Origin of the sequence: Sphingomonas sp. Leaf198, from assembly GCF_001424005.1 — a bacterium.
Taxonomy (GTDB): Bacteria; Pseudomonadota; Alphaproteobacteria; order Sphingomonadales; family Sphingomonadaceae; genus Sphingomonas.
Map to the genome: position 1 here is coordinate 479,853 of NZ_LMPX01000003.1, position 21,096 is coordinate 500,948.

Below are 21,096 nucleotides of genomic sequence, written 5' to 3' on the forward strand. Positions count from 1 at the left end.
GCCGGGGCCCAGTTGGGAGCGGCAGATGATCAAGGCCGACGCTCCGTTACAGCGACCTTTCCAACTGGACCCCGGCCTTCGCCGGGGTGGTATATCTCTTGGTTGAGTAGGGCGTGTGATGGGCTAGCGCTCATCCTGGGTCACTCCCGAAAATAGCGGCGGCCGTGCTGCGTCCCAACCCGATCTCCGCACCCCTCCCGTTTCCGCCCCCATCGCTGTACAGCACCCCGAATGACCCTCCTTCGTTACCTCGCCGCGCTCCTCCTCCTGATAACCGCGCTCCCCGCGATCGCGCAGGACGAGCCCAAGGTCGCGACCGTCGCTGCCAGCCTCACTCAGGCCTCGGCCGAGCTCCAGGCGATCGACGACGCCACGCCCGCGGCACGTGACGACAAGGCGCGGCAGGCGTTGCGGGATCGCGCGCAGGCGGTGCAGGCGACCGCCGCCGACGCGGTCCGCACGCTCACCCCGGAGATGGCGCTGGTCCAGGCGCGCGTGACCGAACTCGGTGCCGCTACCCCCGGCGTCGTCGAGGCGCCCGAGATCCGCCAGCAACGCAAGCTCCTCGCGCAGAGCCAGTCGGCGATCGACTCGGCGATCAAGCGCGCGCGCCTCATCGGGATCGAAGCCAAGCAGCAGATCGACGATATCGGTGCGGCCGAGGCGGAGGAACTCGGCCAGCAATTGTCCGAAAACACCGGCTCGCCGCTGTCGCCGACCTTATGGGCCGCGATCGTCGATCACCTGCCGCGTGATTCCGCGCGGCTGATGCGGTTCGTCAATACCGAGGCGCGTCAGTTCTCTTCGCGGTTCGGCATGCACGCCGGGACCGGCCTGCTGATCGGGATCCTCACCGCTTTGGTGCTGGTCGTGCCGCTGCGGGGCTGGCTGCACCGTGTCGGCCGCCGCTACGCGACCAACCATGCGCCCGGCGGTCGCCTGCGACGCTCGGCCTATGCGCTGTGGCTAGTGGTGATCGGCACCGCGCTGCCCGGTCTTGCCGCCTGGGCGATCGTCGCGTCGCTACGCTGGGGCGGGCTGGTGTCGCCCGCCTGGAGCCGGTTCGGCGCGATCTTCGTCGGTTTGGCGTGGTTCTGCGCGTTCGTGTCGTCGCTCGGCGGCGCGCTGCTGTTGCGCGGTCAGTCGACGTGGCGGTTGCTGCCGATCGGCGACGGCGCGGCGCAGGCGCTTCGGCCGTATAGCTGGATGGCGGCGGGGCTGATCTTCTTCGGTCAGTTGCTGATCGCGACCAACCTGCTGATCGGCATCAGCGCGCCCGCATCGAGCGCGGCCAACGCGGTCGTTGCGCTGCTCCATATCATGGTGCTCGGCGCGATCCTGGTGACGCTCGGCCGGTTGCGCGCCGCGGCGTTGCCCGATCCGACCAAGCCCGCGCGCAACACGCTGCTCGCGATCGTCGCGACGCTGGTCTGGCTGGTCCTGCTCGTGACGCTGATCGCCGGCCTGATCGGCTATGTGAACTTCGCGTTCAAGGTCGCGACGTGGCTGCTGTGGGGGGCGATCGTCGGTGCGACGCTGTACCTGATGATGACCTTCACCGACGACGCGTGCCGGACATTGCTGTCGAGCGGCAACCGGCTCGGGCGCTCGGCGAACAGCGGGTTCGGGGTCGACAACAAGACCGTCGACCAGATCGGCGTGCTGCTGTCGGCGGTGCTGCGGCTGTTGCTGATCCTGCTTGCGGTCGGCGCGGTGATGGCGCCGTTCGGGGCGGGCGTCGGCTCGGCGTTCGAGCTGTTCGGGACGGTCGCGAACGGTATCACTGTCGGCCAAGTCACGATTTCGCCGGGCGCGGTGCTCCGCTCGCTGGTCGTGCTGTTCGTCGCGCTGGCGATCATGCGCGGGCTCCAGCACTGGCTGGTCAACAGCTATCTGCCGACCACCGCGATGGACGCCGGCGCGCAGAATTCGGTGACGATGGTCGCGCGTTATGCCGGGATCATCGCCGCGGTGCTGTGGTCGCTCGGCGCGCTCGGGATCGGCATGGAGAAGCTGGCCGTCGTGCTCGGCGCGCTGTCGGTCGGGATCGGCTTCGGCCTCCAGGCGATCACGCAGAACTTCGTGTCGGGGCTGATCCTGCTCGCCGAGCGTCCGGTGAAGATCGGCGATCTCGTCCGGATCGGCAACATGGAAGGCGACGTGAAGCGCATCAACGTGCGCTCGACCGAGATCCAGGTCGCCGACCGTTCGACGCTGATCGTGCCGAATTCGGAACTGATCACCAAGACGATCCAGAACATGACGCTGGCCGCGCCGATCGGCCGGATCCAGCTGCAATTCTCGGTACCGCTCGAGGAGGATCTCGATGCGGTACGGGCAATGCTGTTCGCGGCCTTCGCCGAGAAGCACGAGGTGCTCGACGATCCCGAAGCCAAGGTCTTCATCGATTCGATCGATGCAGGGCGCGCCAAGTTCAACTGCTTCGCCTATGTGGCGAGCCCGCGCGATGCCTATCCGATCCGTAGCGAGCTGTTGTTCACGCTGCTCCGCCAGTTCCGCGAAGCGGGGATCGAGGTCGGGACGACCGCGACCAAGATGGAACTGGTCGGATCGCTGCCGTCGATCGTCGGGACGGATCCGGCGGCGCCGCAACCCGATCAGACGGCGGATCAGGCAGGGGATCAGAACAGGACGTAGGGCAGCGACACGCTGAAGCTTGATCCCGCCGCCATCGTCCCGCGCGGGCGAACGCGGACGTTGGTGACCGCCTTCGGCGTCGTGGTCGGATCGTAGGTCCAACTGGTGCCGCCGTTCTCCGAGAAATCGACATCGTCGGTGGTGCTCGCAGGCGTGCTATAGGTGACTGCGAGCGACGAGGCGGGCGATCCCTCGGCCGTCTTGACGAAAGTGGGCGACGCGGTGCCGTCGCCGTCGAGGGCCACGGCGCCGCGGTTCGGCGTCGGCAGGACGATATTGAGCGAATTGGCGTCGATCGCGATGATGTCGGGGTTGGTGAGCGTGATCGTCGTACGCTGTTTGCTGCCTGGGATCGCGCGCGGGTTGCCGGTCGTGGATTGGGGATCCCATGTCGTGTGCGTGACGATCGACACGGTGAACGGCTTGGCGGTGACGATCATCGTCACCGCCACGTTGGCGACGGGAATCGTCGTGGGATTGGCGTCGAGAGTGCCGACACAGAGTCCCAGCGCGCCGAGCAGATCGCAGAACCGCCATTCCCAGGCGATCTTGAAATTGCCCTTGTAGGTGCCCGGCGCGACCGCGGCGGCGGACGATGGGCGGACATAGACCTTCACGTTGCGCGCCGATCCGCCGAGCAGCCCGAGCAGATTGACCAGCGTACCGTTCATGTAGACGAACGGGGTTCCCGCGGCGAACGGGTTCGCCCCCGCGCCGTCCGCGGCGATGACGTATTTCGCGGTGACCGTATTCAGGGGGTTGGTCGAGGTCAGCTTGAAGCCGTCCGCGCTCGTGACGGTCGCGCGCAGGAAATTGCCGGACAGCACCGAGATCGTCGTGGCGGGGCAGTCGAACCCCGCCAGCACCGGTACATAGGGCGGCGCGCCGCCGAGCAGCGCATTGGGCGAAAAGGTGCCGAGCGCGGTCGAGGCGGGATCGGCGACCGCGCAGGCTGCCCATGCCGACGACGGCATCGCGAACGCCGCCGTGGCGATCAGCAATCTGGTGAACCCGGTCCTCAATGTCGCGCCCTTTCCGCTAGTTACGCGACCGGGCTAGGCCGAGATTCGTTAATGCGTTTTGAAGAACCTGAAACGGGTGTTTTCGCGTGCCGAAACGGCATGCATCGGCCTTGCCGCGATCGGCGAAGTGTTCGACACGGGGATCATGACGCCAACGACCCGACCGCCGCACACGAGCGCCGCCACCCCATCCTCGCCGCATACCGTCCTGATCGCCAGCGTCGCCACCGCCGCGCTCGCCGGGCTGTTGTTCGGGTTCGACACTGCGGTCATCGCCGGCGTCACTGGCGCGCTGAAAGCCAAGTTCGCGCTGAGCGAAGCGTGGCTGGGCTTCACCGTGTCGTCGGCGCTGTGGGGAACGCTGATCGGCGCGATGTTCGTCGGCACGCTCGGCGATCGCTACGGCAGTCGCAACGTGCTGCGGATGCTGGCTTTCCTCTACATCATCACCGCGCTCGGATGTGCGCTGGCATGGGACTGGTACAGCTTCATCGGCTTCCGCTTTATCATCGGCATCGCGATCGGCGGCTCGTCGGTGCTCGCGCCCGCCTATATCGCCGAACTCGCACCGCCTGCGCAGCGCGGAAAGATGGTCGGCGGGTTCCAGTTCGCGGTGATCCTCGGCATCCTGCTCGCCTATGTCTCGAACGCGGTGATCGGCGCGCTCGATCTCGGTGATAGCGAATGGCGCTGGAAGCTCGGGATTGTCGCGCTGCCGTCGCTGGTGTTCTTCGCGTTGCTGTTCCGCATCCCCAATTCGCCGCGCTGGCTGCTGACCAAGGGGCGCGATGCGGAGGCGAGGGACGTGCTCGCGACGATAGGCATGAGCCCGGATGTCGCAAAGGCCGAACTCGATGCACCCAAGGGCGATGGGCGCCTGTCGTGGACACGCCACCGCAAGCCGATCACGCTCGCCTTCCTGGTGGCGATGTTCAACCAGTTCAGCGGCATCAACGCGTTCCTCTATTACCTCAACGACATCTTCAAGGCGTCGGGTGGCAGCCTGTCGCCCGACCTCCAGGCGGTGATGATCGGGGTCGCCAACATGGTGTTCACGCTGCTCGGGATGCTGCTGATCGACCGGATCGGCCGGCGAACCCTGCTGCTCTGGGGCTCGGCCGGCATGACCGCGGCGTTGACGGTCGGCGGGCTGGCGTTGCTCGGCGTGCTGCCGAGTTGGCTGCTGTTGCCGTCGCTGATCGTGTTCATCATGTTCTTCGCGCCCGGCTCCGGCGCGGTGATCTGGGTGTATATCTCCGAGGTGTTCCCGCAGAACGTCCGTGCGCGCGGGTCGAGCATCGGGTCGTCGAGTCATTGGGGCTGGAACGCGGTGATCGCGCAGGCCTTCCCGATCGCCGCGGCGTGGTCGGCGGGCGTACCGTTCCTGGTGTTCGCGGCGATGATGGCGGTGCAGTTCGTCACGGTGCTGCTGTATTTTCCCGAAACCAAGGGCGTAGCGCTCGAAGACATGGACGCGCACATGGCGCGCTGACCCGGCACAATCCTGCGACAATTGGCGGCTAGGCACGACACGCGGCCAGTTGGTGGCCGAAGGGGTGTGACGGGTATGCGTATTCTGGGTCTGATGCTGGCGACGAGCATGCCCACGCTGGCGATGGCGCAACAGGTGCCTGCGCCTGACGCGCCCGCATCGACGTCAACGGCTGCGGCGCCGACCGCCGCACAGTCTGCTCCGCCACAATCTGTTGCGCCCCAATCTGTTGCGCCAGCGCCAGCGCCGGCGCATGCTGCTGCCGAGGCGCAGGCCGCCGAGCAGGACGAGGCGGCCGATTCGGAAGAGATCGTCGTCACCGGATCGCGCAAGCCACGCGGGTCGGTGATCGGCGATATCCCGCCCGACCAGACGATCGGCCAGTCCGAGATCCGCTCCTACGGCGTCAGTTCGATCTCCGACCTGTTGAGCGAACTCAGCCCACAGACGACCAGTGGACGCGGCAGCGGCGGCGCGCCGGTGGTGCTGCTCAACGGCCGTCGCATCTCGAGCTTTTCCGAGATCCGCGACATCCCGACCGAGGCGATCCAGCGCGTCGAGATCCTGCCCGAGGAAGTCGCGCTCAAATACGGCTATCGCGCCGATCAGAAGGTCGTGAACTTCGTCCTGCGCCGCCGCTTCCGCGCGGTGACCGTCGAGGGCGTCGACACGATGCCGACCGAGGGAGGCAGCAATTCGCCCGACGGCAAGCTCGACCTGCTCAGCATCGCGCGCGATCGCCGGGTCAACCTGCACGCCGAATACACCTCGTCGTCGGCACTGACCGAAGCCGAGCGCGACATTGTCCCGACGTCGACCGGCACCGGCAGCACCGCGGTCGGCGCCAACGGCACGGTCGTCGACCCAACCCCGTATCGCACGCTGCAAGCCGCGACGAACACCTTCACCGCGAACAGCGTCTATGCGCGCAACATCTTCGGCAATGTCGGTGCGACGATCAACGCCCGGCTCGAATCGACCGACAGCCGCGGCCTCAACGGGCTGCCCATCGCCAGGCTCACGCTCGCCGACGGCACGACCGTCAACCGTGCGCTCGACGACGAGGGTTTTCTACCGCTCGCGCAACGCGTCTCGTCGATCTCGGCGCATCTCGGCACCACGCTCAACGGCGATCTCGGTACGTGGCGCTGGAACGTCACGGGCAATTACGATCGCAGCGATACGCAGACCTTCACCGATACGGGCGTCGATTCGAGCGCATTCCAGGCGCGACTAAACGCGGGCGATCCTACCGCCAACCCGTTCGCGCGGCTGTCGGCGAGCGATATCGGCGCCGCGCCCGGCAATCGTGCCTATGCGACGCAGAACACCGGCGAGATCGACGCGGTGCTCAACGGCACGGTGTTCAACCTGCCCGCGGGGGCCGTCTCGACGACGATCAAGCTCGGCGGCCAGACCGCGGACTTCGACAGCCGCTCCTACCGCGCCGGCCTGGCGCAGCGCGGGCAGGTGTCGCGCGATACCGTCGACGGCCAGGTCAATATCGACGTGCCGATCTCGAGCCGCGGCAAGGATGTGCTGCCGTTCCTCGGGACGTTGTCGGCGAACTTCAATCTGGCGGAGGACCATCTGTCGGACCTCGGCACGCTGACGACGCTCGGCTATGGCGCGAACTGGTCGCCGATCGATGGCGTGCGGCTGATCGCCTCGGTCACCGATACCGACGAGGCACCGACCGCGCAGCAGCTCGGCAATCCGTCGATCACGACGCCCAACGTCCGCATCTTCGATTACGTCCGCGGCACCACCGCGACGGTTACGACGATCAGCGGCGGCAATCCGGCGCTGGTCTCGGACAATAATCACGTCCGCAAGCTCGGCCTGACGCTCAAGCCGTGGAGCAAGAAGGATCTGAGCTTCACCGCGAACTACGTCTCGAGCCGAGTCGACAATCCGATCGCCGCGTTCCCGAGCGCGACCGCATCGATCGAGGCGGCGTTCCCCGATCGCTTTACCCGCGATGCGAGCGGCAATCTGCTCCAGGTCGATAGTCGCCCGATCAATTTCGCCCGCAGCGAACGCTCCGAATTGCGCTGGGGGATCAATTTCTCCGCGCCGCTCAAATCGAAGATCCAGAGGGAGCTGGAGGCGTACCGTGCCGGCACCGGCCCCAATCCGTTCGAGGGTCTGCAACCCCCCGGCGGCTTTCGTCGACCCGATGGCGCGGGCGGCGATGGCACGCGTGGCGCCGGACCCCGCGAAGGTGGCCGTGGCGGCGGCCCCGGTGGTGGCGGGCCTGGCGGTGGCGGTCCTGGTGGTGGTGGCGGCCGTTTCGGCGGCGGCGGGCGCGGGCAGGCGGGCGGACGGCTGCAATTCGCGTTCTACCACACCTGGCATTTCACCGACCGGGTGCTGGTCGCTGATGGCGGACCGAGCCTGAACCTGCTCAACGGCGATGCGATCGGCAGCAGCGGCGGCCAGTCGCGGCACGAACTCGAGGCGCAGGCCGGCTATAGCAACAACGGCGTCGGCGTCCGGCTGTCGGCGCAATATGCGAGCGGCACGCGCGTCAACGGCGGCACGCTGGCCGCACCCGAGACGCTCAACTTCGGCGGGCTCGCGACCGCCAACGCGCGGCTTTTCGCGGATCTCGGGCAGCGCCTCGAATGGGTAAAGGTGCATCCGTGGCTGCGCGGCATGCGCGTGAGCCTTGCGGTCACCAATATCCTCAACACCCGCCAGCGCGTCACCGACGCGACCGGCGCGACGCCGAACAGCTATCAGCCGGATTATCTCGATCCGCTAGGCCGCACGGTCAGGCTCAGCATCCGCAAGCTGTTCTTCTAAGCTTCCCTCGCCCCTACGGGGAGAGGGAGGGGCCCGCGTGCGTTTGCGCGTGGGAGGGAGAGGGGCGTGAGGCTCGGGACGCGAGTCCCAACCGCCCCTCACCCTCCCGTCGCAAACGCTCCTCCTTCCCTCTCCCCGGAGGGGCGAGGGAGATCAGAGCCCGACCTTCGCCGCGAGCCACCGCGCCGCGGCCTCGGGCGTCTGCTTGTCCGCATCGCGGTCGACCTGATAATTCGCCGTCCGCATCGCTTCGACCGGAATCCGCCCGACCAGCGGCGTCAGCGCGGCGAGGAACTTCGCATCCCCCGCCCGCTTCGGTGCCACCATCAGGATCGCGTCGTACCCGGGGATGGCATGCCGCGGATCGCTCAGCACGGTCAGCTGATCCGCCGCGATCCGCCCATCGGACGAGAACGCCGAGATCACATCGACATTCCCGCTTTCCAGCGCGCGGTACATGAAGGTCGGGCTGTACGGCGTCGTCCTGGCGAACCGCAGCGGATAGGCGCGCTTCACCGCCGCCCATTCGGGCCGCTCGAGAAACTCCAGGTCGCTGCCCAGTGTCATCGTCGGCGCCGCCCTGACCAGATCGTCGAGGCTGGCGATCCCCTTCGCCTTCGCCGCATCCGACTTCATTGCGAACGCATAGGCATTCTCGAACCCGAGCGAGCCGACCAGGCCGACCCCATGCTCGCGCTTGGCCCAGGCCCCGATCGCCGCGACCATCGGCTGGCGCTCGGGCACGTCGTGCCGCTTCATCTCGTTCGCCCAGATCGTCCCGGCGTAATCGACATACACATCGATATCCCCGGTCGAGAGCGCCCCGAACACCACAGCCGAGCCCAGCCCGTCGCGATACTGCACGGTATATCCCGCATGCTCCAGCCGATCGCCGATCAGTCGCGCGAGGATATATTGCTCGGAGAAGTTCTTCGCCCCGACCACCACCGTCCGGTCCCCGCCGCTCTTGGGCCATAGCGGCGCGGTCGCCACGGCGGTCCCCGCCACCAGCATCGCGGTGCACGCGATCCACAGCCAGCGCCGCCGCGCGCGGATGCCGTATTCGATCCCGCCGATCAGCGCATCGACGGCCAGCGCCAGCGCCGCCGCCGACACGCAGCCGGCCAGCACCAGCGCCCAGTTCTGCGTCTGCAACCCCGCGAAGATCATGTCGCCCAGGCTCGGCTGGCCGACCGTCGTCGACAGCGTCGCGGCACCGATCGTCCACACCGCCGCAGTGCGGATTCCGGCGATCAGCACCGGTGCGACCAGCGGCGCCTCGACCAGCCGCAGTTTCTGCGCGGGCGTCATCCCGACCGCATCCGCCGCCTGGATCACCGCCGGATCGAGCCCGTGCAGCCCCGCCACCGCGTTACGCAGGATCGGCAGCAACGCATACAGCGTCAGCGCGATCAGCGACGGCAGGAAGCCGAGCGCGGGAATGCCGCCGCCGACGAGCGCGGACAGGCTCAGCAACAGCGGATAGAACAGCGCGAGCAGGGCGAGGCTCGGGATGGTCTGGACGAGGCTCGCAAACCCGAGCGACACGCGCGCGACATTGGCGTTGCGCGCCGACCAGATCCCCAGCGGCAGGCTGATCGCGATCCCCAGCAGCAGCGCCGACGCCGACAGCAGGACATGCGCGGCGAGCAGCGGCGGCACGCGGCCGAGCGCGTCGAGAAACGCGCTCACGAAACCAGCGCCTGCAAGCGTTCGGCCTGCGCGCGCGGCACCTGCACCAGCGCCTGCGCGTCGTCGCCACCCTTGCCCGACACCAGGTCGCGCGGGGTCGCGTCGGCGACGATCCGCCCGGCCTTCATCACCAACACGCGGTCCGCGAGCAACAGCGCCTCCGCCATGTCGTGAGTCACCAGGATCGTCGTCAGCCCGAGCCGATCATGCAACTCGCGGATCCGCGTCCCCAGCGCATCGCGCGTCACCGGATCGAGCGCGCCGAACGCCTCGTCGAGCAACAGCAGCTTCGCCCCCGGCGCGAGCGCGCGGGCGATCCCGACGCGTTGGCGCTGCCCGCCCGACAGCGCGTCGGGCATCCGCCCGGCGATATCGCGCGGCAGGTCGACCAGATCGAGCAGCTCGCCGACCTTGGCCTCGTCGCGTCGTCCCGCAATCCGCAGCCCGATCGCGATATTCTCGGCGATCGTCATGTGCGGGAACAGGCCGATATTCTGGAACACATAGCCGATCCGCCGGCGCAGCTCCGGCGCAGGCTCGCCCGCGACGTCGGCACCGTCGATCGTGACGCGGCCTTCGCTCGGCTCGACCAGCCGGTTGATCGTCTTGAGCAACGTCGACTTGCCCGATCCCGACGTCCCGACCAGCGCGACGAAGGCGCGGGGAGCGATCTCAAGCGAGACATGATCGACGGCGACCGTCGACCCGTACCGCTTGGTGACGTGTTCGAAAGCGAGCGCTGGCAAATTGTCTGGCATCTGCGCGCAGGATGCGGGAAACATACCGTAAAATCAAATGACCAAAAACAATAAGGGGAGAGATGTCATGACGCAGCAGAGCATTTTCATCACCGGCGGCGGATCGGGGATCGGCCGTGCGACCGCGATGCTGTTCGCGCGGAAGGGCTGGCGGGTCGGGCTCGCCGACGTCAACGTCGCGGGGCTTGCCGAGACCGCGGCATCGCTGCCCGACGGCATGGTGAGCACCTACCGCATGGACGTGCGCGACCGTGATGCGTGGACCGCCTCGCTCGACGCGTTCGTCGCGACCACCGGCGGCCGGCTCGACGTGCTGTTCAACAATGCCGGGGTGGGCTCGGGCGGACCGCTGGCGGAGACCGATTTCGCCGAGATCGACCGGGTGATCGCGATCAACCTGGTCGGCGCGTTGAACGGCGCGCGGATCGGCTATGCGTATCTCAAGCGGACGCCGGGCTCATGCCTGCTCAACACCGCGTCGGCGTCGGCGATCTACGGCTCGTCGGGGCTCGCGCCGTACTCGGCGACCAAGTTCGGCATCCGCGCAATCACCGAGGCGCTCGACGGCGAATGGGCGGCGGACGGCATCAAGGTGCGGTCGATCGTGCCGAGCTTCATCGACACGCCGTTGCTCGATTCGGCCGCGGGGAACAGCAATCACTCGATCCGCGAGACGGTGACGGGCGCCGGGCTCGAACTGACCGGGGTCGACAAGGTCGCCGACGCCGCGTGGGAGGCGGTCCACGGCGACAAGGTCCACACCTATGTCGGCAAGACCGCGCACCGCATGGCGTTCGCGGCACGGTGGATGCCGGGCGCACTCCGCAAGCGGATGCGCGGTGGCCGGCGGCTGGAGCGGTAACGGACTGCCCGTTGCAACAAGGCCGACGGTCTCCCCTCCCTGGAAGGGAGGGGCAGGGGGTGGGTCGGCCCGTTATCGAGACGTCACGCCCACCAACCGGCCGACCCACCCCCAACCCCTCCCTTCCAGGGAGGGGCGCAGAAGAAGCTCGATCGTCGCACCGCCCCGGAACCGCCCCGGGTTTGTGCGCTAAGGGGCAATGTAGAAGATCAGGCGTCGCCGACGATCGCGTCGATCGCTTCGGCCATCTCGATATCCCGCGGGCTCAAGCCCCCCGCGTCATGCGTGGTCAGCAGGATTTCCACCCGGTTCCACACGTTCTTCCATTCCGGATGATGGTTCGCGCGCTCGGCGATCAGCGCGACCTGCGTCATGAACCCGAACGCCTCGACGAAATCGGCGAACACGATCGTCCGCGTGATCGCATCGCGCGCATCGTCGTAGTCCCACTCGTCCAGCCCATCGAGCGCTTCCGCGCGTTCTGTTTCGTTCAGCGCTTCGACCATCCGCGTATCCCTTGCCGCTATCGTTGCCCACCGCGTATGGCTGCTCGCATGAGCGGGCAAGCGACATTCTCCGGCCAGGCACCGGGTGCCGACGCGATCGAGGCGATCGGCCGCGCGACGATCGCCAGGCTGCCCGAGCAGTTCGCCGTGCATCTCGGCAATATCGTCTTCGTGGTCGAGGAGTTCGCCGACGACGAGACGCTGGCCGAGCTCGGGCTCGAGCATCCGCTCGACCTGTCCGGGCTCTATCACGGCCGCCCCCTCGGCGAGAAATCGTCGATGGACTCAGGCGCCATGCCCGACCGCATCGTCCTGTACCGCCGCGCGATCCTCGAGGAATGGATCGAGACCGGCGTTCGCCTCGATGACCTCGTGGCGCATGTGACGATTCACGAGATCGGCCATCATTTCGGTCTCAGCGACGACGACATGCACGCGCTGGAAGACTCCGTGCCCGACGATAGCGGTTCATGAGCGCGACCGGGCGGGCGGCATGACGCTCGTCTTCGACGCGGTGGCGTGCGTGCGCGGCGGGCGGCCGCTGTTCGCCGACGTGTCGTTCGCGCTCGCACCGGGCGATGCGGCGGTCGTCACCGGGCCCAACGGGATCGGCAAGTCTAGCCTGATCCGCATCGCCGCGGGCCTGCTCGCGCCGTCCGAGGGACGCGTGTCATGCGACGCCGGGATCGCGCTGCTGACCGAGGCAAGCGCGCTCGACGTCGACCAGACATTGAGCGCGGCGCTGCGGTTCTGGGCGATTCTCGACCAGACGCCCGATCCCGCCGGCCGCGTTGCGCGAGCGATCGAAGCGCTCGACCTGACTGCGCTGTCGGACATTCCGGTACGCCTCCTGTCGACGGGCCAGCGCCGTCGTGCCGCGCTGGCACGCGTCGCGGCCAGCGGCGCGCCGGTGTGGTTGCTCGACGAACCCGCCAACGGGCTCGATGCCGAGTCGATCGCACGGCTGCGGGCTTTGCTCGCCGAGCACCGCGCGCAAGGCGGCATCGCGCTGATCGCCACGCACGTCGCGCTCGACCTGCCGCATGCGACCGAGGTGGCGTTGTGATCACGCTGATCCGCCGTGATCTGCGCCGCAGCGTGGCGAGTGGTGGCGCCGTCCTGGTGGTCGCGTTCTTCCTGCTGGTGGCGATCCTGTTCCCGCTCGCGATCGGCCCGGACGGTGCGCTGCTGGCGCGGATCGGTGGCGGCGTGATCTGGACCGCGGCGCTGCTGGCGGCGTTGCTGCCGGTCGAGCGGCTGATCGCGCCGGATCTCGACGCGGGCGTGTTCGATCAGCTTGCCGTGCGCGGGCTGTCGATGGCCGCGGTCGCGACCGCCAAGACGATCGCGCACTGGCTGAGCTTCGGTCCGCCGCTGATGCTCGCCGCGGTGATCGCCACGGGTTTGTTCGACCTGTCGCTCGATACGCTGATCCGCGTCGAGATCGGGTTGCTGATCGGGACGCCCGGCTTGGCAGCGCTCGCCGTCGCGACAAGCGCGCTGGTCGCAGGGGTGCGCGGCAGCGGCGCAGTGGTCGGGCTGGCGATGCTGCCGCTCGCCGTCCCGCTGTTGATCTTCGGGGCGGGCGCGCTCGATCCCGCGGGCGGGGCCGGCGCGATGAAACTGCTCGCTGCGGTCAGCCTCGTGCTGGTCGCAGGCTCGCCGTTCATCGCCGCCGCCGCCATTCGTGCGGCGCTGGACTAGCGCCGTACGCCGCAGGGTAGTCGAGCACCGTCGTTTAGGTGAGCGCCATCATCTAGTTGAGGGTGGTCATCTCCACGGCCTTGCCCTTGCTCGTCGGGTTCGACGCGTTGGCTTTCGGCGCCTTTTCGGCCTTGGGCTTGCGGACTTCCTTGTTCGACTTCTTCTGGCTTTTCGCCATGACGACACCTCAGGGAGCGGAAAGCCCCGCCGTCATGTTACACGGTTACTTCGTCATGCGCCCGTCTTATCGCGCCCGTCTTATCGCGCCTGGTCCTGGTCGAGCAGCGCAATCGTCGCCGGATCCTCGTCCCCGCCGAAGAACCGGTCGAGCGCGGCGCGAAACGGCGCCGGATCGTCGGCGACGCGCGCGAACAGGGTCATCGACGAGCGCAGCTTCACGGCATCGATGCCGCCGAGGATCGTCTCCGCCGAACCATGCGCGAGCGTCACCGTCTCGGTCGCTTCGATCAGGCGAGGCCCGAGCACGGGATGCGCAAGATAGCCGCGTGCCTCGGCCGCCGAGGCGATCGCATAGGTCCGCGCCATCGCGCTGTGGCCGAGCCCGGCGATCTGGGGAAAGACGAACCACATCCAGTGGCTGCGTTTCGCACCTGCGCGCAGTTCGGCGAGCGCCTGTGGGTAGATGCCGGCTTGCGCCACGACGAACCGTTCGAGATTCTGTACCATGTGGAGCATGGTGGTCGTCGGTCGCTTCGGCTGCAACCCCGGCTGCGACCCCGGCTGCAACCGGCACGCCCGCAAGCGCGTTGGATGCGTAACGAACAAGGACGATGCCGATGACGACGATGCCCATGAAGACGGTAGTCATGAAGACGGCGGCCATGAAGACGGTGATCGCGGTCGCACTTTTCGCGACGCCGCTCCTGCTGGGGGCGTGCGGCAAGAACGACGAAGCGGCGAACGCGCCCGCGCCGAGTGGTTTCACGCCACCCGAGACGCGCGCACCGACGCCGATTCCGGGGCAGGCGCAGACCACGCCGATCACCGCCTATGTCGGCAAGTATCCGCACGACGCGGTCAACGGCGTCGGGTTCTTCGACCGGACTGAAGTTGCGACCGGGCTGGTCGAAGCGGTCGGCGATGCCAAGCTGCGCGAGACGATCCGCGGCCGGACGGGTCCCGAGACGCCGATCTTCACGATCAAGCGCGCCGGCACCACCGGCGACGGGACACGGATCGCCGCCTGGGGGTGCGAGGAGCATAATTGCAGCGATCGCAACTGGACCGTGCTGGTAGACCCCAAGGGCGGCAAGACCCAGGTCTGCTATCACGACGCCGACAAGATGGGCGCGAAAAGCGAATGGTACGCAGGCGGCGCCCCCGAGCGTCGCGACGACACCTGTCCTTCGGAGGGCTGAACCGATGCTCGAACACATCCCTGCATGGCTGGGTCAGGCGATGAGCGGTCTGCGCGCCGGCGAGGATAAGCTGGCCGTCTCGCAGGTCTGCGGCGATCCCGGCGACACGCCGGCGTCGATCGACCTTTCCAGCCCGGCGTTCGCGCATGAAAGTCGCCTGCCGCCGCGCTTCACGCTCGACGGCGAGGGCGTGTCGCCACCGCTCGTCTGGAGCGACCCGCCGGTCGGAACGGCAACGATGGTGCTGATCGTCGAGGATCCCGACGCGCCGGCACCGCAACCTTTGGTCCACGCTATCGTGTGGGGTCTCGATGCGGATGCTGGCCGTCTCGCGGAAGGCGCAATCGTCGCCGATGGCGCGGGCGGCCCGGCGGGACGCGATGTGGGCCGCAATTCCTATCTCCGCGAAGGCTGGCTGCCGCCCGATCCGCCGAGCGGGCACGGAGAGCATCGCTACGTCTTCCAGCTTTTCGCGGTCGGGGCAGGTGCGGGTGATCCCGGAGCGACTCCGGGACGATCTGCGGTGATCGAGGCCATCACCGGCCATGTACTGGCGGCGGGGGTGTTGATCGGGACCTATTCGCGCGATCAGGCGGCGCCGGTCGGACCGATCGGGGAGGGCGCGGTGGCGTGAACGACGTCTCGTTCTGCGCACGCGTCTCGCTGTCGAGGAATAGACGTAATCGCGATCAGGCGATCGGGATGATCGGTGCGGCGGTGGTGATGGCGACGGCGGCGAAGAACAGTGCGCCGACGAACGAGATGGCGATACGCTGAGCGGTTTCGAAACGGAGCGACATGGGGATTTCCTTCGGTTGTTCGGGGAGCAGGACCATCCGGCCTCCGATACCGAAAGCTTTGCACGCACCATGCCAGTTTCTTAAGTCATTGCGCTGGCTAGGGTTTCTTTCGACCGCGCTGCGCCATTGGGAAATCGCACCAGATCGCATGCGCAAAACACGCCATTTTACGGGATCAGGCGGCGCAGATCCGATCGCGGCCCTGTTCTTTCGCCGTGTAAAGCAGGCGGTCGGCCCGCGAGAACGCGATTCCCGACGTTTCTTCGATATGGATCGCGGTGATGCCCGCCGAAAAGGTGATGCTTCCCAGCGGGGCGTCGGTCTCACGGTTGCGGTATCGCTTTGCCGCCACCGTCGCGCGAACACGATCGAGCAACTTGGCCGCATCCGACAGCGTTTTGCCCTTGATCAGCAGCGCGAACTCCTCGCCACCGTGGCGGACCACCAGATGCGGTGCGCATTCGCTAGACAACGCCTGTCCGATCGCGATGAGCACGCGGTCGCCGACGCCGTGCCCGTGGAGATCGTTGACGCCCTTGAACCGGTCGATGTCGCACACCGCCAGGCAATAGGGGCCCGCATCGAGGTCGCGCTCGGCGAACGCCTCCTCGAACGCGCGGCGGTTGGGCAGGCCGGTCAGCATATCGCGCCGGGCGATGTCGTGCGCCTCGACCAGCTTGGTGCGCAGGATATCGGCTTCGGCGGTGGCGGCGGCGAGTCGCACTTCGCTGTCGTGGATCCGACCGATCATCATGGTGGTGATCTGCGTGATCTCGTCGATCTCGGCGATCTGCTTGATCGCGGCGGCGCTCTTGGCCAGATCGCGGCCGAAGCCCCGCGTTTCGTCCTGCATCGTCCGCATGATCTGCGTGAAGTCTTCGACGTGGTGCTGCGTTTCGACGACCAGCGAAATCGCGCTGTCGACGCCGGTTTCCGCGGCGACTTCCGACGCCTGGCCGGAGGCGGGACGGTGCGCCGCCGGGGCACCGGCGACGACCTGACCGCCGAGTCGCTCGATATCGTTGCAGCTCAGGCGAACCCCGCCATCGGTGAGGCGGGCGACCGCGATCGCCAGCGGCTGGTCGGGCGCCGACAGAACGGCATGCGCGAAGTGGTAATGCGCGGGATCGGGGCTCAGGCGATGCTCGTCAAGGAACCTGCCGATACGCTCGTACAGCGAGTTTCTTGGGTCTGCCCCCGATACCGGCTTGGCCGCTTGCGCGTCCCCCATGACTTCCTCCGCATCCCCACCAAAGGCATAGACCCGAAAGCGTTAGCATATTGTCACCAGAACGGCAGCTATTTGCCGGTCAGCTTTTCCACTGCCGCCAACGTCGTCGCGACGTGCTCGGCAGGGTTCATGTCGTCATGGACGAAGGCGACCCGACCGTCCTTGGCGATGACGTAGCTGGTACGCTTGGTCACGGTGCGGCCCAGCACCTGCTTGCCGAGTGCGACGTCGTAGCCCTTGACCACGTTGGGTCCTGCGCTCGCGACCGCGAACTTGCCCGCGCACTTCTCGGCCGAGAACTTGCTCAGCGTCTCGACGTTGTCGGCGGACATGCCGATCACGGTCGCGCCGGCCTTGGTGAAGGCGGGGATCGCTTCGGCGAACGCGTGCGCCTCGGCGTTGCAGCCGCCGGTGTAGGCGGCGGGGAAGAAGTACAGCACGACCGGGCCCTTCTTCAGCTGCTCGGCGAGATGCACGGTGAACACCTTGCCCGCGATCGCCCCGCGAGTCGTGAAGTCGGGCGCCTTGGCACCTGGCACGAGCGCGGCGAACGCCGGCGTTGCGACGAGCAGGGCGGCGGCGAGAGTCGAGACGAGGCGCATGGACGATACTCCGGTTGGATTGCAACGACCTACGCGCACGCGGATGATCCGTCCATTGCTCGCGACGGCTGCGGCCGATAGGCAGGGGCCATGCCAGTCACCCAAGCCGATATCGATCTCGCGCACCGCCTCGCGGATGCGGCGGGCAACGTCATCCGACCCTATTTCCGCCATGAGCACGGTGTAGAGATCAAGGACGACCAATCCCCCGTCACGCGCGCCGACCGCGAGGCCGAATCGGCGATGCGCCGGTTGCTCGACGCCGAGCGCTCGGGCGACGGCATCGTCGGCGAGGAGTATGGCGAGAAGACGGGTGTCACCAATCGCAAATGGGTGCTCGACCCGATCGACGGCACGCGCAGCTTCACCGTCGGCCGCGCGATCTTCGGCACGCTGATCGCGCTGGTCGAGGATGGCTGGCCGGTGCTCGGGATCATCGACCAGCCGGTCCAGCGCGAGCGCTGGGTCGGTGTCGCGGGGCGTCCAACGACGCTCAACGGCGTACCGGTCCGCACGCGCACCTGCCGCGAACTGGCAGGCGCGACGATCGCCACCACCAGCCCGCATCTGTTCGACGAGGTCGACGTCCCGCATTACCTCGCGCTCGTCGCCGCGATCTCGGGCGGCAACCCGCGGCAGGGGCCTGTCTATGGCGGCGACTGCTACAATTACGGCCTGCTCGCGAGCGGGCATCTCGATGTCGTGTGCGAGTCGGGGCTCAAGATCTACGACTTCGCCGCGCTGGTGCCGGTGGTCGAAGGGGCAGGCGGCATGATGTGCGACTGGAACGGCGACCCCCTGACCGCGGCGAGCGAAGGCCATGTACTGGCGATCGGCGACCCGGCGCGGATGGACGACGTGCTGGAAGCGATGCACCGGGTGCGCGATGACGGGCACGATCACGCCGGTCACGACCACGGATAAGGATTCCTCTCCCGCCTGCGGGAGGGATTGGGGCGGGGCGGCATCGCAAAGCGCAACGCCCCCACATCACCACCCCCATCCGTCATCCCGGCGGACGCCGGGACCCACGGACACGGCACGTTAGCCGTCTGAGCTGACCTACCATGGGCCCCGGCGTCCGCCGGGGTGACGGGGCGGGTGTGGTGAGAAGACGATGGTCTTGCGGTGATCGCGACCCAACCCGAGCACCGCGCGCTATTCAAAAGGGCGGCCTGTAATCGGCCTTCACGCTTACCCCGTCAGGCCACACTCGCTCCCCTATCCGTCATCCCGGCGGACGCCGGGACCCATGGATACGGAACGCCAGCCATCGGAGCAGGTCCAACCATCGACCCGGATGTCCGCCTGATCCCGGGCCGAGCAAGGTAGGAGAGGGTCGCTAGTTTCGCGCGCCCCTCAGAAAATCCCCAAAAACTTCTTCCGCTGCCCCTTCTTCTCCGCAGCAGACGTCTTCCCGTCCTCGGCCTTGGCCGTCGTCCCATGCCCCACGTCATCGCGCGGCTGGCCCTTCGTCGTCCGCTGCGCCGCCGCCGTCGCCCCGGCCAGCACAGGACCGCACGCCGTCGACTTCGCATCGCCGACATCGACGAACGCCAGGATCCCCGCGACCGGCGTCGCCACCAGCGCCAGCCCGAGCCCACTGCCGACCCGCGCGAGCAGGTCCTTCGAGATCACGTTCAGCTTCGGCGCGGCGAACATGCCGCCGACCCCGATCGGCGACTGCCCCGCGAACAGGCTGAACTTCTTCGAGTCCGCACGAAATGCGAGATCGACCGCCTCGTTGCGGAAGCTGAACCCGCCCCGCCCGACGATCACGTTCTTGCGCGTGTCGATCAGGATCGGGTCCGCCGCCGCAACGCCGCCGCGCACGGTGAAGCCGATCAGTCCGCAATTCATCTGCACCGGCTCGTTCAGCTGGCCCTGGAACATCCGCTGCGCAAACGTGCCGATGTCGAGCTCGGCGAGCTGCACGTTGCGGACCGACAGCGCGCCCGACGGCAGCACGAACGCGATTCGCCCCCGCGACGAGGCGAGAGAGTCGTGGATCGAATCGCCGCGCCCGTCGAGTTTGATCCGCCCCTTGATCGTGCCGGTCGTTCCCGCCTCGGTCAGGCCATACCCGTTGAGCAGGCGCCCCAACGGCGTCGGTGCGAGGCGGATATCGTACGAGACCGCACTCGGCCGTGCGCGCGTATCGAAGATCACGTCCGAGGCCACGTTGCCGCGCGCCATCGAGAAGGTCAGCGGCGACAGTGCCAGCCGACCGCGCTCAAGATCGAGTGTCAGGTCGACGTTGGAGATCGGCAGGTTGCGCGACTTCACCACCCCGATCGTCCATTTCAGGTCGGCATCGAAGATCTGCATCGTCGCGACCGGCAGGTTCCCGTCGGGCAACAGGCGTTGCGGTGCAGCGCCTGTCGCGGCGGCGGCGGCCACCGCGCCCTTCGATTCGACGATGTCGGGATTGAAGCCGATGAACGGTGCCGCATCGATGATGTCGAGGCTTTTGGTCGTGAGCATCGAATCGAGATGGATGCGCTCGCCGTTGACGATCGTCAGCTTGCCCGCGAGATCGGTCCGGCCCGCGAAACCGCGCAAGTGCGTGAAGGCGTATTCGTCGCCCTGCTTGATCAGCTGAGCACGCAGTTTGTAGGTCCGCGTGTTCGGGATCGCGACGTCGATCACGCCCAGTAGCGTCGACAGGTTTGCGCCGCGCGCGGTAACGGCGAGCGGCACGTTCTCGACATCGGCGATGCTCGGCAGCGTGCCCGCGACGTCGATCACGTTCCCCGCCGCCCGCGCCCGCGCGACCAGCTTGTTCTGCCCGCGATTGGCGGTCGCATCCGGCGACAGCAACTGCGCGGTCACGGTGAACGGCGTCTCGCGCAACCGCCCCTTGCCGGTCAGCCCGACCGCGCGGCCGATCGTCGCGTCGACCGAGCGGATGTCGGCGACCTTGAGGTCCGCCAGCACCCGCATCCGCGGATCGAGATAGCGCACCGTCGTGCCCGTCACCGTGGCGACGTCGATCCGCGGGAACTCGAGCGGCTTGCCACCCTTCTTGTTCGAGAACGTCCAGGTGTTCGCCGAGTGCGCTGCGTTCCACTCGAGATCGACCGCGCCGTTGACGAGATCGAGCCAGTACAGCCGCCGCTTGCCGAACAGCAGCGACAGCGGCGCGATCCGCGTGTCCAGCTTGTCCGCCTGGAACAGGTTCGGCCTGCTCGCCCAATCGGGGTTCGAGAGCGTGAAATTCTCCGCGTACAGCTTGATGCGGAACGGCGCGAAATAGAGCTGGAAATCGCCGCGTACGGTCAGCGTTCGGTGCGTCAACGAGCCGACGACGCGCTCGAACGGATGCTTCAGGAAGCGCCCCTTGGTGATGTACAGCACCAGCCAGATCGCGACGACGACCGCGACGATCCCGAGCAGGATGTTGCGCAGTATCCGCCGCTTGCGACGTTTCCGCGCGGACGCTGCCTCCGGGGTTGGGGAGGGGGCGTCGATCGGCTGCGTCGGGCTGTCGTCCATGCCTGGCCTATCGCACGACGCGCGCGCCAGTTCCACAACGGTTGATATGCCCGATCAATGCGTCTATGCGGCCCGCTTCCTCGAAGG

General features: G+C 67.5%; 19 protein-coding genes. 10 read left to right on the top strand and 9 right to left on the bottom strand.

The features are described from left to right. Positions 1–231: 231 nt before the first annotated feature. A complete protein-coding gene (locus ASG20_RS14825; protein ID WP_056054335.1) occupies positions 232–2,658 on the top strand; it encodes a DUF3772 domain-containing protein in 2,427 nt (808 codons plus the stop codon). On the opposite strand, the gene ASG20_RS14830 is transcribed toward ASG20_RS14825, so the two are convergent. Beyond that, positions 2,643–3,680 (bottom strand): protein CsuE, encoded by a 1,038-nt coding sequence (locus ASG20_RS14830; protein WP_156364354.1) that lies wholly within the window; start codon positions 3,678–3,680, stop codon positions 2,643–2,645. The two genes, ASG20_RS14825 and ASG20_RS14830, sit on opposite strands and share 16 nt — an antisense overlap. Before the next feature lie 76 nt (positions 3,681–3,756). Between ASG20_RS14830 and ASG20_RS14835 the strand changes: the two genes are divergently transcribed. Next, a complete protein-coding gene (locus tag ASG20_RS14835; protein ID WP_236698778.1) occupies positions 3,757–5,172 on the top strand; it encodes a sugar porter family MFS transporter in 1,416 nt (471 codons plus the stop codon). A 75-nt stretch (positions 5,173–5,247) separates the two neighbouring features. Continuing rightward, on the top strand, positions 5,248–7,980 hold the full coding sequence (locus tag ASG20_RS14840; protein ID WP_056054340.1) for a TonB-dependent receptor plug domain-containing protein: 2,733 nt from the start codon (positions 5,248–5,250) through the stop codon (positions 7,978–7,980). Positions 7,981–8,133: 153 nt separating this feature from the next. Here the strand turns inward: ASG20_RS14840 and ASG20_RS14845 are convergent, their stop codons facing one another. Together ASG20_RS14845 and ASG20_RS14850 are read right to left on the bottom strand one after the other, a co-directional pair. Then, the gene (locus ASG20_RS14845) at positions 8,134–9,672 is read right to left on the bottom strand and encodes an ABC transporter permease/substrate-binding protein (protein ID WP_056054343.1); all 1,539 of its coding nucleotides are present in this window, start codon (positions 9,670–9,672) and stop codon (positions 8,134–8,136) included. Further along, positions 9,669–10,430 (bottom strand): ATP-binding cassette domain-containing protein, encoded by a 762-nt coding sequence (locus ASG20_RS14850; RefSeq protein WP_082471013.1) that lies wholly within the window; start codon positions 10,428–10,430, stop codon positions 9,669–9,671. The genes ASG20_RS14845 and ASG20_RS14850 overlap by 4 nt, the downstream gene beginning before the upstream one ends. 67 nt (positions 10,431–10,497) lie before the next feature. On the opposite strand from ASG20_RS14850, the gene ASG20_RS14855 reads away from it, so the two are divergent. Continuing rightward, entirely contained in the window at positions 10,498–11,292 is a 795-nt protein-coding gene (locus ASG20_RS14855; protein ID WP_056054348.1) for an SDR family oxidoreductase, read from the top strand. Positions 11,293–11,501: 209 nt separating this feature from the next. On the opposite strand, the gene ASG20_RS14860 is transcribed toward ASG20_RS14855, so the two are convergent. Next, positions 11,502–11,798: a 4a-hydroxytetrahydrobiopterin dehydratase gene (locus ASG20_RS14860; RefSeq protein ID WP_056054351.1), complete on the bottom strand. Its 297-nt coding sequence runs from the start codon at positions 11,796–11,798 to the stop codon at positions 11,502–11,504. 48 nt (positions 11,799–11,846) lie between these two features. Here ASG20_RS14860 and ASG20_RS14865 point away from each other — a divergent pair, with 48 nt between their 5' ends. From ASG20_RS14865 to ASG20_RS14875, 3 genes are read left to right on the top strand one after another with little or no spacing between them, the layout of a single operon-like run. Then, entirely contained in the window at positions 11,847–12,272 is a 426-nt protein-coding gene (locus tag ASG20_RS14865; protein WP_443025952.1) for a metallopeptidase family protein, read from the top strand. 19 nt (positions 12,273–12,291) lie between these two features. Beyond that, positions 12,292–12,864 carry a heme ABC exporter ATP-binding protein CcmA gene (gene ccmA, locus ASG20_RS14870; RefSeq protein ID WP_056054355.1) on the top strand — a complete coding sequence of 191 codons (573 nt, stop codon included), beginning with the start codon at positions 12,292–12,294 and terminating at the stop codon, positions 12,862–12,864. Then, entirely contained in the window at positions 12,861–13,502 is a 642-nt protein-coding gene (locus tag ASG20_RS14875) for a heme exporter protein CcmB (RefSeq protein WP_056054358.1), read from the top strand. Before ccmA ends, ASG20_RS14875 begins: the two co-directional genes overlap by 4 nt. 52 nt (positions 13,503–13,554) lie before the next feature. Here the strand turns inward: ASG20_RS14875 and ASG20_RS20035 are convergent, their stop codons facing one another. Continuing rightward, positions 13,555–13,680, bottom strand: coding sequence for a hypothetical protein (locus tag ASG20_RS20035; RefSeq protein ID WP_259466878.1), 126 nt, complete (start codon positions 13,678–13,680; stop codon positions 13,555–13,557). 80 nt (positions 13,681–13,760) lie between these two features. Then, on the bottom strand, positions 13,761–14,198 hold the full coding sequence (locus tag ASG20_RS14880; RefSeq protein WP_082470993.1) for a DUF1810 domain-containing protein: 438 nt from the start codon (positions 14,196–14,198) through the stop codon (positions 13,761–13,763). 101 nt (positions 14,199–14,299) lie between these two features. Here ASG20_RS14880 and ASG20_RS14885 point away from each other — a divergent pair, with 101 nt between their 5' ends. Next, positions 14,300–14,881 carry a hypothetical protein gene (locus tag ASG20_RS14885; protein ID WP_231420567.1) on the top strand — a complete coding sequence of 194 codons (582 nt, stop codon included), beginning with the start codon at positions 14,300–14,302 and terminating at the stop codon, positions 14,879–14,881. Between the two features lie 4 nt (positions 14,882–14,885). Beyond that, positions 14,886–15,515 carry a YbhB/YbcL family Raf kinase inhibitor-like protein gene (locus ASG20_RS14890; RefSeq protein ID WP_056054361.1) on the top strand — a complete coding sequence of 210 codons (630 nt, stop codon included), beginning with the start codon at positions 14,886–14,888 and terminating at the stop codon, positions 15,513–15,515. A gap of 341 nt (positions 15,516–15,856) precedes the next feature. On the opposite strand, the gene ASG20_RS14895 is transcribed toward ASG20_RS14890, so the two are convergent. After that, positions 15,857–16,912 (bottom strand): GGDEF domain-containing protein, encoded by a 1,056-nt coding sequence (locus tag ASG20_RS14895; RefSeq protein ID WP_056054364.1) that lies wholly within the window; start codon positions 16,910–16,912, stop codon positions 15,857–15,859. Between the two features lie 68 nt (positions 16,913–16,980). Continuing rightward, a complete protein-coding gene (locus ASG20_RS14900; protein WP_056054367.1) occupies positions 16,981–17,514 on the bottom strand; it encodes a peroxiredoxin in 534 nt (177 codons plus the stop codon). A 90-nt stretch (positions 17,515–17,604) separates the two neighbouring features. On the opposite strand from ASG20_RS14900, the gene ASG20_RS14905 reads away from it, so the two are divergent. Then, the gene (locus ASG20_RS14905) at positions 17,605–18,438 is read left to right on the top strand and encodes an inositol monophosphatase family protein (RefSeq protein WP_056054369.1); all 834 of its coding nucleotides are present in this window, start codon (positions 17,605–17,607) and stop codon (positions 18,436–18,438) included. 435 nt (positions 18,439–18,873) lie between these two features. On the opposite strand, the gene ASG20_RS14910 is transcribed toward ASG20_RS14905, so the two are convergent. After that, complete coding sequence (locus tag ASG20_RS14910; protein WP_056054372.1) at positions 18,874–21,009, bottom strand: AsmA family protein; 2,136 nt, start codon at positions 21,007–21,009, stop codon at positions 18,874–18,876. Positions 21,010–21,096: the final 87 nt, after the last annotated feature.